Source organism: Nonomuraea sp. NPDC050394 (assembly GCF_044459065.1).
In the GTDB taxonomy this organism is placed as follows: Bacteria; Actinomycetota; Actinomycetes; order Streptosporangiales; family Streptosporangiaceae; genus Nonomuraea.
In genome coordinates, this window is the sequence record NZ_JBITIO010000014.1 from 279893 (window position 1) to 293578 (window position 13686).

Here is a 13686-nt window from a genome sequence, read left to right on the forward strand (position 1 = left end):
GCGGAAACATGGCCCGCCGATAGTTGACCGGCAGGCAAGTCGGCGACCACGAAGAGGAGAAGGCCTTGGTTATCGGCGAAGAACGGGCCACGGCTCTTGCGGGAAGAAGTGAAGCGGACGCGCTGTTCGAGGCCGGGAAGTTCGAGCGGGCCGGGCGCTTGTACGAGGAGATCCTGAAGGGAAATCCCGGGAACGTCCACGCCGCACGCCGGCGCGGCTATGTGGCGCTTCTCGGCAACAGGTTCCCCGATGCCGAGAAGTTCCTCACGATGGCGCTCGAATCGGCACCCGGGGACGAACAGACCAACCGGCTCCTGGCCGACTGCTACACCCGGCAGGACAAGTTCGCCCTCGCCGCACCCTGCTGGCAGGCGGCCGGCGAGGAAGCCTACGCCAAACAGTTCGCGGCGTTCCGTGGCACGCCGTACCAGATCCACGGCGACCTCGCCCGCCTGCCGTGGCAGCGGACGGACCCGTTTCCGCTGGTCGAGGCCTCGGTCAACGGCGGGCCGCCGAAGAGCTTCACGTTCTACACCCGCGTCGGCGGTCTGGGGGTGAGCGCGAAGGTCGCCAAGGAGGCCGGGCTGAACGCCGTGGCCAAGCAAAAGATCGAGGCCTTCGGCGACATCATGTGGCTGTACTACGGAGTCCTGGAATCCTTCAAACTGGGCGGCATCGAACTGCGCAACATCCCGGTGGGGTGGTCGGAGCTCGAGTCGGGCGGAGAAGTCGCCCCCGAGGCCCACGACGGCATGATCGGCACGTGGATCTTCTACCATCTGCTGTCCACCTTCGACTACGCGGGCCGGGCGCTGATCCTGCGCCGCCGTACCCCCGAATCGGCCAGGAAGGCGCGCGCACGAGCGGGTGTCAAGCCGCTGCCGCTGTGGCTGGCCGCTGAGCACCTGCTGCACACCGAGGGCAGCGTCGCCGGGTCCGACACCGGGGTGGTGGCCCTGAACATCGGCGGTACCGGCGAACAGGTCGCGGGCATGTCCGAGGAAACGGCCAGGCGGCTGGGGGTCCGCGTCGACTACGACCGCCCCCTGGCCGGCTTCGCCGGAGGCCAGCCGGTCGTCGTCTACCCCTGCTACCCCAAGGAGGTCCGCCTCGGCGGCGCCACCGCCAAGGGCGTCTACTGCTACGCGGGCGGAAAGAGCACGCTGGGCCACGAAGGGTTCTACAAGCTGGCCGACTTCGCCCACACCTTCCACAAGCCCTACGACATCACCCTCGACTTCACCGACATGAAGGTCTACATCGCCTGAGGTCACGCGTCGTCCGGCAGCGGTTCGCCGGTCTCCAGCAGCGTCTTCAGGCTCGCGATCACGTTCGGCCAGCCGTGGCTGACCATCTCGGCCAGGCTCGATCCGGGCTCGAATCCGTCGTGCACGACGGTGAGCTTCACGACCGGCCCGTTCTCCTCGATCGTGAAGGTGACCTTCGAGCGGGCCTCACCGGACAGCCGGGCGAGCAGTTCGTCGTCCCAGCCGAAGCGCTTGGCGAGCTCCGGGGTGATGGCGTGCCAGGTGTAGGAGAGCCGGCTGTAGGGTTCGGCCGCCAGCACGACCTGCTCCGGGTCGCTGATCGGCACGCCGTGGTTGTCCCAGGTCATCGGCGAGCCGGCGGACCAGTCCGTGGTGAACTCCGTGGCCCAGTAGCGGCGGGTGAAGGCGGGCTCGGTCAGCGCCTGCCAGAGCTTTTGCGGGGTGGTGCGGATGTAGGTGGTGTACACGAAGGTCGGCGCGTCCATCGGGGTCTCCTCCAGGGCGAGTTTCAGGTCCGCCAGGGCTTGGACCCTGGGCTGGTCGTAGCGGCTGATCCACCGGTGGGCGATCTCGTGCACGGGCGCGGCGTTGAGGTAGTGCAGCTTCTCCCGGCCCCGCCGCACGGTGGCGACGAGCCCGGCCTCCTCCAGCACCGCGAGGTGCTTGCTGACGGACTGTCTGGCCATGTCGAGCCCGGCGCACAGCTCGCGCAGCGTCTGCCCGTTGCGGGCGTTGAGCGAGTCGAGCAGCGCGCGCCGGCTCGGGTCGGCCAGTGCCTTGAACACCTCGTCCATGCCGCCCTCGCCCCGTCGATATGCAGCCTCTTGGCTGCCTTTAATTTAGGCAGCCATCTGGCTGCCTGTCAAGGCGGGCATCAGCCGATCACCAGCGGCTCGTAGTCGCAGTCGTAGCCGAAGTAGCGAGGCCCGGCCAGCTCCAGCCCCTCGGGCGTGCGCCAGCGCGGGTCGCAGGGCGCGCCGATGACGGTGACGCGCAGGCCGTAGCGCAGTGCCTCGGTCGTGACCGGTTCGCCGGACTCGGTGTCCAGGACGCAGATCAGGTCGGGGGTGGTGGCCACCGTGGCGCCGTCGCGGCGGGCCAGGAGGTGCTCGTTCTGGAAGCTGAGCTCCAGCACCCCGTACGACGACTCCAGACGCGCCGTGCCACGGGCGAAACCCCCGGTGGTGCGGCGCTCGACGTCGACGACCTTGCCCGCGAACAGCTCCGTCCCGCCCAGTACCTCCAGCGCGGCCCCGACCGGCGAGGTGTGTGCCTCGCGCGCCAGCCGTACGGCACGGCCCAGATCCTCGGCCAGCGTCAGGGTGGCGGGGACGAGACCTTCACGCAGCTGCGACCCGCGCAGGACGGTGTCGGCGGAGGAGAGCTGGCAGCCCATCCGGACGCACGCCGCCCTGGCGATCTTCTCCGCCCAATGATTGGAGATCGCCTCCAGGACGAGGGTGTTGCCCTTGTCGTCGGCCAGCGCCATCGGCGTGTTGCTCACTCCGATGAGCGTGGGCAGGACCATCTGCGCCTCGGGGAAGGCGCGGCCCATGGCGTCGCCGTCGACCAGGGGCAGCCCCGCCTGCGCCGCCGCGGAGATGGGGGTCATCGAGTTCATGCCGCCGACCTCGATGGGCACGATGTGCGTGGCGGGACGGCCGATCACGGCCTCCAGGGCCCGCAGGACGGCCAGTTCCTCGGTCCCCGCGGGCAGCTTCTCCAGCATCACCGTCGGCGCGCCCATGGTGGAGATGGGCACGACGGTGGCGTCGGCGGGCACCTCGTCGATCGAGTACAGCGGCACCGGCCCGTGCTTGCGGATCGCCTCGCGGGCGAACAGCTTGCCGACGTACGGGTCGCCGCCGCCCCCTGTGCCGAGAATGCCGGCGCCCCGGGCCAGGTCGTCGAGCATGTCCACGGTGATCTCACGCATTGATCTTCTCCAGGTCCAGGTCACCGACGGCTTTCACGCGGATGCGGGTGGCGTCGCCGGGCAGGTAGGCGAGCGGGAGTTCTTCCACGTCCACGATCCGTACGCTGCCCGTGCGCGCGCCCGCCCGCTCGGCGCGGTTCATGGCCTCGTCCTTGGCCTCCCGCAGTACGGCCTCGCGCGGCCCGGAGAACACGCGATCCACCTCCCCGCCTACCTGGGCGATGGCGGCGCCGACGGCGTTGGCCACCTCGAAGTGGCCGGGCCGCCGCACGTCGGCGAAGCCGGGCAGGGTGTCGATGAGGATGCTGCCTCCGCCCACCAGGACGACGGGCAGCGGGGCGGGCGAGGTACGCATCCGGTCGACGGCTTCGGCCACCCGCGCCTCGATGTCCTTGAGCGGTCCCGCCCAGGACACCTCCGACACGAGTCCCGGGTCTCCGATCGCCGCCCGGCCGGCGGCCACGGCCAGGTCGGTGGCGGTCAGCGTGGACCCGCCGAACACCAGTGCCTGCTCGGTGAGCCGGTATCCGACGCTGCGCGGCCCCGCCGTACCGTCGGCCGCGATGACCGAGCCGCCGCCGATGCCGATGGACAGCACGTCGGGGATGCGGAAGTTGGTCCGTACCTCGGCGACCAGCGCCTCCCCCGCGGCCTCGCGCGGGAAACCCCCGGCCAGGATGCCGACGTCGGTGGTGGTCCCGCCGATGTCGACGACCGCGCAGTCGCTCAGCCCGGACAGGTACGCCGCGCCGCGCATGGAGTTGGTCGGCCCGGAGGCGAACGTGAGCACCGGGTACCTGCGCGCGTGCGCGACGTCCATCAGCGTCCCGTCGTTCTGCGACAGGAACAGGGGCGCCTCGATGCCCGCCACCCGCAGCGCCTGCCCGAACGCCTCGACGGTGCGTACGGCCAGCCGGCTCAGGGCGGCGTTCACGATGGTGGCGTTCTCCCTGGCCAGCAGCCCGACGCGACCGATCTCGCTGGAGATCGACAGGTGGACGCCGGGGCCGAGCTCGGCGGCCAGAATCTCGGCGGCCCTGACCTCGGAGCCGGCGCTGACCGGGGAGAACACCGAGGAGATCGCGACCGACCGCAGCCCGCGGCGGCGGATGTCGGCGGCCACCTTCCTGAGCTCGCCGGGGTCGAGCTCGGAGATGGGGGTGCCGTCGTACTCGTGGCCGCCGTGGCACTGGTACGTCGCGCCTTCGACGACCTCGCGCAGCCGTTCCGGCCAGTCGACCAGGGGCGGCAACGCGGCGGCGGCGGGCAGGCCGAGCCGGACGGCGGCGACCGGCTCCAGCCGGGCCGCCTCGACCAGCGCGTTGACGAAGTGGGTGGTGCCGATCATCACGGCGGACACCTCGGTGGCACCGAGCCCGGCCAGCGCCGCGGCGACGCCGCCGGTGACGTCCTGCGTGGTGGGCGACTTGACGGTGGCCAGGACCCGGCCGTCGTCGTCGATGAGGGCTGCGTCGGTATTGGTGCCGCCGACGTCGATGCCGATGCGCATGGGGAGAAGAACTTTCTGGTCTATGGGGTGGGGACGAGTTGCTGCTCGCGGCTGCCGCGTACGAGGCCGAGCTTCCCCGCGACGATGTAGAGCAGCCCGGCCAGGATCAGGGAGGTGAGTGCCGGGATGCCGGGCCACTGGTAGTGCTCGCTGAGCCAGCCGGTCAGCGCGGACACCGTCCAGATGACCAGCGTGGCCGGGACCCAGGTGGGCTCCGTCTCCGGCAGCGTGCCCTGCTCGCGGGAGGCGTCCAGGACGGGCCGCCAGCGTCTGACGACGAAGTACTCGGCCACCATGATCCCGGCGATCGGCGGGGTGACGATGCCGAGGATCAGCAGGAAGTCGGTGAAACGTTCCAGGATCCCGGCGGCCGCCAGCAGGCTGCCCACCACGCCGACGCCGACGGTGACCGCGACCCGGTTCAGCTTGAGGCCGATGGTCGACTCGACCGCGTTGAGCAGGCCGAGCACGGCGGAGTACAGGTTCCAGTTATTGATCTTCACGGTGGCGGAGATCAGCACGATGACGCCGATCACGCCGGAGGACGCGGTGATGATGGCGATCACGTCCGAGGACTTGACCGCGTACGCCAGCAGCACCCCCGCCAGGCCCAGGACGTACTCGCCCAGGGAGATGCCGACGAGCGTCTGCTTGACCACGTCACCGGTGCTGCGGTTGAACCTGGTCATGTCGGGTGTGGTGACCGCGCCGACGATGTAGGAGCCGGCGACGATGGTGGCGCCGGTCGCGATCGTCATCGGCTCGCCGAAGGGCGTCGACGCCACCAGCGTCCCGAGGTCGTGCCGCGAAAGCTCCACCCAGATCGCCCAGCCCGCCAGGCCGAGGAACGCGGGCACGGTGATGAACGCCGTCATCCCCATCGCCCTGAACCCCTTGATCACCAACAGGGTCACTCCGAGCCCCGCGACCAGCGCCCAGAGCCAGAAGGGCAGCCAGGGCATGATCGCGTGCAGGCCGGCGGCGAAGACGCCCGTCTGCACGCCGAACCAGCCGAACAGGCTCAACGTGATGATCACGCCGATGATCGTGGACCCGTACCGGCCGAATCCGGTCCAGCGGGCCAGCAGCGAGGTGGACATGCCCTCGCGCATGCCGGCGATGCCGACGAAGATGCAGACGACCTCAAGGATCACCGAACCGAGCGTGAACGCCCAGAACGCGTCCCAGAAGGACAGCCCCGCGCCGAGGGTGGCGCCGAGCAGGAACTGGGTCAGGTCCGACAGTTGCCCGAACCGCTGCACTGCGACGTTGAACCAGGAGTAGCGGGCGCGCTTGGGCACTCGCTCGAGGGGATAGTCCTCGTCGATCATCGATCTTGCCTCTCTGCGGGGGGTGTTTCACCAGCGCGACGGCGGACCTGCCGCTCTCGCGCGGAGTTTGACGAAGGTGCCGGGCAGATAGTCCAGCGTCGTGTCGTCGGCGTGGATGATCACCGTCTGCCGCGGGTCGGCCCCGGCCAGGACGGCGACCGCCCTGGCCTCTTCCATGACGGCGTCCATGGCGGCGGGCAGCCCCGCGCGGTCCGGGAGCCGGATGATCCGTTCGTAGTGGCCGCCCACCGGGCTGACGATCGCGCCGATCGCGCCCGCCGCCAGCCCGTGCTCGGGGTGAATGCCCTGCTGTACGGCCTGCGCCCCGCCGCCGACGACGACAAGCGGCAGCCGGTCGGCGCCCGGTTGCAGGCGATCCACGGCCTCGGCCAGCTCGGCGTCGTCGACGGGCCTGGCCACCCGGATCAGCCCGGGGATGCGGAAGCCGACTGGGACCCCGCCGATGTTCGCCCCGCCCACGGCCTCCTCGGGGAAGCCGCCGGACAGCACGCCGACCCTGACCCTGCGGGCGCCGACGTCGGCGACCACGGCGTCCTCCAGACCGGTCAGCGCGCCGGCGCCGCGCAGCACGCTGGCCGGTCCGCTGCCCAGGCTGAGGCCGGGGTGGCGGGCCATGTGCTCCAGGCTCATCAGCGTGCCGTCCCCGCGGGTGACGAAGACGGCGGCACCCGGGCAGAGCGTGCCCAGGCCGTCGGCCACCGCCTGGGCGAACCCGGACAGGGCGGCGTCCAGGATGGTGGCGTTCTCGCGTTCCAGGAGGCCGAGCGAGCCCAGGTCGGCCGACAGGGCGATGGGCAGGTTGCCGACCTCGGCCCTGATCAGTTCGGCCGCCTCGTGCTCCTGCTCGGCGTCCAGGGGGGAGAACAGGCCGACGACGGCGAACGCCTCGGCCGTGCCCGCCATGGCGGCGGCGAACCGGCTGACGGCGGCCCGATCTAGGGGCGTCCGGTCGTCGCGTTCCAGCCCGCCGCCGCCGTCCACGATCTCCGCGCCGGCATTGACCGCGGTACGGAGATCGTCCGGCCAGCCGAACAGGGGGCGTACGGCCCGGGTGGAGTCTCCGCTGATGCGCACGACGGCGACCCGGCGCAACTCGCGCCGCCTGGTGACCGAGGTGGCGCTGCCGCGCAGGCCCACGGCCACCTGGGTGAGGTCGGTGGCCTTCAGCCTTTCGAGCGCCGCCCTGACGTTGGCCACGGGCATGTCGGGTTGCGAGGGGACCTTCACCGTCGCCAGCACCCGGCCGTCGTCGTCGAGGAGGGCCGCGTCGGTGTTGGTCGGCCCGACGTCCACCCCGGCCTTCATGACGCCTCCCCCGTACCCGCCCGGCAGGGGAATCCGGGCGGGTTCTGAGGAGGGCTTTGCAGACCGGTGAGGCCGAAGGCTTCCGGGCCGGCCAGGCGCAGGCCCTCGGGGGTGTACCAGATCGGGTCGCACAGCAGACGCACGACGCCGACGCGCAGGCCGTAGCGCACCTGCTCGACCTGCACCACCTCGCCGGTCCGGGTGTCGATGAGGGCGATGACGTCGGGCACGCACGCCAGCGGCCGCCCGTCCTCCAGCACGGCGAGGAACTCGCTGCCCGCCTCCAGCCGGACCAGCCTGCCCTGGTCTGCGCCGAGCCCCTCGACGAGGATCCCGTCCGCCGCCTCGGCGATCTTGCCGGTGACCAGCGGCGCGGGCAGGTCGGTTCCGAGGCGGACCGCGCGGCTGACCGAGCCGAGCGCGGTGGCGGTGGCGACCTGGCGTCCGCGCAGGACGTACTCGGCACTGGCCACCTGCCCGCCGAACGCCTCCAGCGACGAGCGCACGAGCCGCTCCAGCCAGCGCCCGGTGACGTGCTCGATGACGATGGTTCTGCCGCGCTCGTCGCACACGACGGCCGGGGTGGGGGCGATGCCGCGTAGTTGCATCACCGTCTGGTTCATGCCGGGGAAGGCGCGGCTCATGCCGTCGGCGTCGACCAGGGGCAGGCCCAGACGGGCGGCCCAGGCGACCGCCATGCAGCCGTTGGCGCCGCCGATCTCGCTGGCCATCAGTGCGCCGACGCGCGTGCCGTACAGCGCCTCGACCTTGTCGCGCAGGTGCACGGGCTCTTCGGTCCCGGTGACCCGTTCCAGCATGACGGCCGACGAGCCTGCCGTACCGGCTGGCATGACCAGCAGGTCGGGGTCGAGATCGCCCGCCTGGACCACGTGTACCGGACCGTGATCCTCCAGCGCCTGCATGGCGGCGACGCGGGCGATCGCGACGGTCCCGCCCCCTCCGGAGCCGAGCACGGCGCAACCACGCGCGAACGCGGGGAGCGTGTCGGTGTCGATGTCCACTCGCTCAGGCTACGAACGCGCAGACAAAGGGTGGGTGTGCTGAAAGCATCATTATGTGTGATCTGTGTGCTAATGGCACACTTGAAGGATGAGCGTGCGGTTGATCGAGAGCCTCGGGGAGGTGGTCAGGCAGCCACCGGGCGCGGTGCTCGTCCTCACCAGGGCCGCCTCGGCGCAGGCCGTGGGATACCGGCTTGAGGTGGCGCTGCGTGACGCGGCCGCGGCCGGGGCGGTGGCCCTGGTGCTCACCGCCGCGACCACCATCAGCCACAGCGCGTGGGCCCTGGCCGAGCGGGTGAGCGTCGAACTCCTCGACACGCGCGCCTCCGGCACCAGCCCGCTCGGCGCCGTGATCGCGACCGCGTTTCGCGAAAGTCAAGGGGACCTGGCCGGACTGATGGTGGCCGTTCAGAGCGCGCTCGCGGGAGACGCCGCCGACTCGCTGGCCAGAGCGGCACGGGCGGTCGAGGGGATCGCCGGGGCCGGCGGCGTACCGGAGCGGATCGCCGAGGAGGTCAGCGCCGCGATGGGGGTCCCCGTCGACCCCGACTTCACCACCGCCGGCGGGCCGGGCGGACATCGCGCCGACGCCACCGAGCTCGTGCTCCGCCTCGCCGCGCTGGCCGCGGCCGCGGGCGCCGTCGACGAGCTGCCCGCCCGTTCACGTGCCCATCTGCTGACCGAACTGCTCGTCGCCCCGGAAAAGCAGGCCCAGGAACTGGTCCCGCGCGCCAGAGCGCTGGGGCTGCCGATCGACGACTGGCACGTCATCCTGCGGTTCGAGCCGGTGATGGACGAGGGGCCCGACCGTTATGCCGTACTCGACACCCTCGCCTCCCGCGCCACCCGGGCCGTGCGCGAGCTCGCCGGCCCCTCGTGGAACGCCGCCCTCGCGGGCGACGCACTCGTGATCGTCCGTACGGTCCCCCGCGACCAGGGCAGCATGGGCCTACGGCAGGCGGTACGCGAGGCCGGAGCGCTGCTGGAGCGGGTCCGGCCGGCGGGTACCAAGGTGCGCTGCGGGGTTTCCACCTGCCACGAGGGGGTGCTCGGCCTGCGTACCTGCGCCTCCGAGGCCCGTACGGCACTGCGCAGGGACAAGACGGAACCGCTGGCCGTCTACGACCTGTCCGGCCTGGACCGGATGCTGGAGGAGTGGTACTCCTCCGACACTGCCCAGCAGGCGGTCAGAGACCTGCTGCAGCCGCTCCTCGACCTACCCGGCGGCCAGCCCAAACGGCTGATCACGATCCTGCGCGCCTACCTGGACCACCACGGCTCCCCCGCCAAGGCGGCCGAAGAGGTGAACCTCCACAGGAACGCCGTCAGCCGCAACATCCGCCGCATAGAAACCCTGCTGAAGGCCGACCTGAACAACCCGCAACAGCGCCTCGCCCTCCAACTCGCCTGCCGCGCCGCCCAGGTCTAGCCCCCACCGGTGCTTGGACAGGCGCGTGGCCGCCGTGTGAACGTGTGGGCTCAGGTGGTTGAAACTCTACCGGGCCGAACCGCGATCAATCGGGTAGGAGCGCGCCCGCGCCCCGTGCTGCCGGCGCCGTGCGCCGCCGCGTGAGGAGACGATTCGTGACGTTGGTCGAGACGCCGGTCCACCTGCCGTCCTCGTACGGGAGACTTTCCGGCATCCGCCGGATCGCCGCGGCGAAAGGGACGCCGCTGCTGCTGGGGCTGCTCGCGACGAGCGCGCCCATCACCGCCTACGAAGGGGCGGTGATGGCCGAGGAGGCCATGCTGATCAGCGGCGGTCTCCTCGTACGCCTGCGGGAGTCGCGCCGCCGGCTGGCACGGCTGATCTATGACCAGCGTTTCGGGGTACACACCGCCGACTTCGCCGATCTCGAGGAGTTCGGGCTCGGCCATCCGGATCGCGTTCATTACTCGCCCGCGCACTGGGGCACGCTGTGCCGCGCGTTGCCCGTTCAAGAGGTCGGCCGGAAGGACGTGTTCCTCGACCTCGGCTCGGGCAAGGGCAGGATGGTGCTGGAGGCGGCCAGCCGATTCGCCTTCCGGCGGGTGATCGGCGTCGAACTCTCCCCCGAGCTCGTCACGGTGGCGCGCGACAACGTGGCGTCCACAAGGCTCAAGCTTCAGGCTCGTGAGATCGAGTTCGTGAACACCGACGTGCTGGACTACGACATCCCCCCGGACGTCAGCGTGGTGTTCCTCAACAATCCGTTCAGGGGCGAGATCTTCGCGGCCGCGATGAAGCGGTTGATCGAGTCGGCCGACCGGTACCCGCGTCCCATCACCTTGATCTACTTCAACCCCATCGAGGAGCCGCATCTGCTCGGCACCGGCCGGTTCCGCCACGTCCGTACCGTCATGCCGCGGTGGAGAAGCGCCAACGGGGTGTTCGGCACGACCCGTGTCTACGCGCTCGCGTAGCCGTTGACGTCGCGGGGTGTCAGAGGCGCGGGTAGCGGGGGTGGGCGGCGCGTTCGGTGATGCCCGCGGCCTTGGCCAACTGGCGGACGGTGACGTCGTTCTCCCGGGCCAGGGTGGCGGCCGCGCGTTCGACGGCCTGGACGTCCTCCAGAAGGCGGCGGGCCCCCGACGATGGCCACGGCGGTCTCGGCGGGGGTCAGGCCGCCGACGTGGTGCGCGCGCGGGTCATCGGGTCGAGCGGGAGGCCCTGGTACGCCAGGCGTACGCGCTGGCGCCTGGAGGCCGTCGTCGGACGTTGTCATGTGGGCGCGGCTGGGCTCTCCGGAAGGTGTGCCCTTGCCGAGAATCCTCACCGGGGCCTGCCGTACCAGAAAATCAGGTACCTTATTCTTAAGTATCAGGTTCCTGATTTGAGGTGCGTCATGAGAGTCGTGATCATCGGAGCCGGGATGGGCGGGCTCACGCTGGCCCAGGCGCTGCGCGGCGCGGGGATCGACGCGGTCGTGCACGAGCGGGACCAGGCCGTGGAGTCCACCGGCGGGTACCGGCTCCACCTGGACGAACGCGCCTGCCAGGTCCTGCGCCGCCATCTCGCGCCGGGCCACTACCAGGCGCTGCTGGCCAGCTCGGCGGGGCCGACGGCGTTCAGCAGGTTCGCGGTCGCCGACCACCGGATGCGGCTGCTGTTTCAGGAGCCGCGCGACGCGCGGTCGGAGACGCTGATGATCGGCCGGATCCCGCTGCGCCGGCTGCTGGCGCATGGACTGGGGCAGGCGCTGCGGCTGGGCTCGGAGTACACCGGATACCGGGCGAACCCCGGCGGCACGCTCACCGTGTCCTTCGCCGGCGGCCGCACCGAGGAGGCCGACCTGCTGGTCGGCGCCGACGGCGTGGGGTCGCGGGTCGCGGCGGCGCTGGCCGGGCGGCCGACGTCGGCCCCGGTGGGGGTGAGTGGCATCGCCGCGCGCACGCCGCTGACCTCCGACATGAGGCCACTGGTTCCCGCGCTGCTGGCGCCGGGGCCGGCGCTGGCGTTCGGTCCCGGCGGCACCGGGCTTTTCCTCAGCCTCCACGACCCCGGCTCCCGTTCCATGGTCGATCCGGCGGCCTGTGCCGAGGTCGCGCCGATCATCGAGGAGCCCGCGCTGATCTGGGGGCTGCTGGCGCCGGACCGGACCTTTCCCGGCCGGCCGCGGGAACTCGGCGGCGCCGAGCTGATCCGGCTCACCGACCGGCTGCTCGGCGGCTGGAGCACGCCGGTACGAACGCTGGTACGCGCCGCCGATCCGGCCACGGCGGCGTTCTTCGGCTTCCATGCCGTGCCCGCGGACACCGATCTCACCCCGTGGCCCGCGGGCACGGTGACCGCGCTCGGCGACGCGGTGCACGCCATGCCACCCACCGGCGGCATGGCGGCGGCCACGGCGATCCGCGACGCCGACGTCCTGGCGCGCGAACTGATCCAGGTACGCGACGGCACGTCCACGATCCCGCTGGCGGTGCACCGCTTCCAGACCCGGATGGCCGGGTACGCCCCCGCGGCCGTGCGTCTATCCGTGCGACCCCTGAGCTGGGTGAACCGGCTGGCCACCCCCCTGGGCACGCAAGCCGCCCGCCTGGCCCTACCGGCCCTCGCCTCCGCCACCCGGCTCGGCCGTACCCTGGCCGGAGCCCGCGATGCCTGAGGAGCCGGACCTTCCGCTATGGGAGCTGATGCAGACCTCGTACGTCGTGGCCCGGGGCTTCACCGAGGTCTTCGCCACGGTCGGCCTGTCGCCGGTCCAGTTCGGCGTGCTGGCCTCGCTCGCGGACGGCGAGGACCTCAACCAGGCCGAACTCGCCCGAGTGATCATGGTGCGACCGCAGAGCCTCGGCGAGGTGGCGGTGGCGCTGATCGAGCGGGGTCTCGTCGAGCGCGACGGGCCGGGCGGCCGCGGCCGCCGCTCGAAACTGCGGATCACCCCCGCGGGCCAGGAGATTCTGGACCGCGTCCTTCCCGCGGTGGCGGCCTTCAACGCCCCGCGGGCGATGGGACTGTCCGACCGGGACGCCGCGGCGCTGACCCGGATGCTGCGCACGGTCCGCGGCACGCTGTCCGCCAGGCACGAGCACCGGTGATGGCAAAACCCCAGGCCCGACGGTTGCGGCGGTCAGGTCGAGCTCAACGCGGCCCCGGCGCCATGTCATGCGGCGATCGCCGTATCGGAGGGTGCCGCCATGGCCGCTTCAGTCCGGGCTCACCACCGTTCCCAGTGCAGGACCTCCTCGCGTGGGATGCGGGGAGCGGGCTTGAAGTCGGTGCCGAGGGTGAAGGCCAGCGGGATGAACGCCGCCAGCATGACCTTCTCGTACGGCACGCCGAGCACCTGGGCCAGTTCGCGTTCGAGCGGCCCCTGCGCGGTGGTCCACACGGTGCCCAGGCCGCGCGCCCTGGCGGCCAGCATGAAACTCCATACCGCCGGAAGGATCGACCCCCAGGCCCCCGCCTGTACGGCCACCGGAGCGCGGTCGGTGCGCCCCTCGACGCCGGGGATGACGAACGCGGGCACGCGGTGGATGTTGTCGGCCAGGTGGCGCAGCCCGTCGAAGACCCGCTCGGTGGAGCCGGCGTGGTAGTTCATCCGCCGCACGTCGCGTTCGGTCAGTGGCTGCCCGGTGGCCAGCGGCAGGGCGCGCAGGAAGATGTCGGCCACGGCCCGTCGCTGCTCGGGCTCGGTCACGACCATGAAGTGCCAGCGCTGCCGGTTGCGGCCGGTCGGTGCCTGCACGGCCAGGTCCACGCACTCCTCGATCAGCTCGCGCGGCACCGGGCGGGTGAGGTCGAGGCGCTTGCGCACGGCCCGGGTGGTGCTCAGCAGTTCGTCCGGGGTGAGATCCAGCGTCATGATGT

General features: G+C 71.5%; 12 protein-coding genes. 5 read left to right on the forward strand and 7 right to left on the reverse strand.

Translation table 11 applies throughout. The features are described from left to right. Positions 1-65: 65 nt before the first annotated feature. Complete coding sequence (locus ACIBKY_RS41750; RefSeq protein WP_397105943.1) at positions 66-1268, forward strand: tetratricopeptide repeat protein; 1203 nt, start codon at positions 66-68, stop codon at positions 1266-1268. 2 nt (positions 1269-1270) lie between these two features. Here the strand turns inward: ACIBKY_RS41750 and ACIBKY_RS41755 are convergent, their stop codons facing one another. From ACIBKY_RS41755 to ACIBKY_RS41780, 6 genes are all read right to left on the reverse strand, one after another. Further along, positions 1271-2062: an ArsR/SmtB family transcription factor gene (locus ACIBKY_RS41755; protein WP_397105945.1), complete on the reverse strand. Its 792-nt coding sequence runs from the start codon at positions 2060-2062 to the stop codon at positions 1271-1273. Positions 2063-2142: 80 nt separating this feature from the next. Then, a complete protein-coding gene (locus ACIBKY_RS41760; protein WP_397105947.1) occupies positions 2143-3204 on the reverse strand; it encodes a DUF917 domain-containing protein in 1062 nt (353 codons plus the stop codon). Then, on the reverse strand, positions 3197-4714 hold the full coding sequence (locus ACIBKY_RS41765; RefSeq protein ID WP_397105949.1) for a hydantoinase/oxoprolinase N-terminal domain-containing protein: 1518 nt from the start codon (positions 4712-4714) through the stop codon (positions 3197-3199). Before ACIBKY_RS41765 ends, ACIBKY_RS41760 begins: the two co-directional genes overlap by 8 nt. A 20-nt stretch (positions 4715-4734) precedes the next feature. Beyond that, a complete protein-coding gene (locus ACIBKY_RS41770; RefSeq protein WP_397105951.1) occupies positions 4735-6045 on the reverse strand; it encodes a purine-cytosine permease family protein in 1311 nt (436 codons plus the stop codon). A 27-nt stretch (positions 6046-6072) separates the two neighbouring features. Beyond that, a complete protein-coding gene (locus tag ACIBKY_RS41775; protein WP_397105952.1) occupies positions 6073-7371 on the reverse strand; it encodes a hydantoinase/oxoprolinase N-terminal domain-containing protein in 1299 nt (432 codons plus the stop codon). Next, positions 7368-8393, reverse strand: coding sequence for a DUF917 domain-containing protein (locus ACIBKY_RS41780; RefSeq protein ID WP_397105954.1), 1026 nt, complete (start codon positions 8391-8393; stop codon positions 7368-7370). The genes ACIBKY_RS41775 and ACIBKY_RS41780 overlap by 4 nt, the downstream gene beginning before the upstream one ends. 88 nt (positions 8394-8481) lie before the next feature. On the opposite strand from ACIBKY_RS41780, the gene ACIBKY_RS41785 reads away from it, so the two are divergent. From ACIBKY_RS41785 to ACIBKY_RS41800, 4 genes are all read left to right on the forward strand, one after another. Then, on the forward strand, positions 8482-9822 hold the full coding sequence (locus tag ACIBKY_RS41785; protein WP_397105956.1) for a PucR family transcriptional regulator: 1341 nt from the start codon (positions 8482-8484) through the stop codon (positions 9820-9822). Between the two features lie 155 nt (positions 9823-9977). After that, complete coding sequence (locus tag ACIBKY_RS41790) at positions 9978-10796, forward strand: class I SAM-dependent methyltransferase (RefSeq protein ID WP_397105958.1); 819 nt, start codon at positions 9978-9980, stop codon at positions 10794-10796. A gap of 422 nt (positions 10797-11218) precedes the next feature. Next, complete coding sequence (locus ACIBKY_RS41795; protein WP_397105960.1) at positions 11219-12481, forward strand: FAD-dependent oxidoreductase; 1263 nt, start codon at positions 11219-11221, stop codon at positions 12479-12481. Further along, positions 12474-12914 carry a MarR family winged helix-turn-helix transcriptional regulator gene (locus tag ACIBKY_RS41800; protein ID WP_397105961.1) on the forward strand — a complete coding sequence of 147 codons (441 nt, stop codon included), beginning with the start codon at positions 12474-12476 and terminating at the stop codon, positions 12912-12914. Before ACIBKY_RS41795 ends, ACIBKY_RS41800 begins: the two co-directional genes overlap by 8 nt. A gap of 119 nt (positions 12915-13033) precedes the next feature. Here ACIBKY_RS41800 and ACIBKY_RS41805 read toward each other — a convergent pair whose 3' ends face one another. Continuing rightward, a complete protein-coding gene (locus ACIBKY_RS41805; protein ID WP_397105963.1) occupies positions 13034-13681 on the reverse strand; it encodes a nitroreductase family protein in 648 nt (215 codons plus the stop codon). Between the last annotated feature and the right edge of the window lie 5 nt (positions 13682-13686).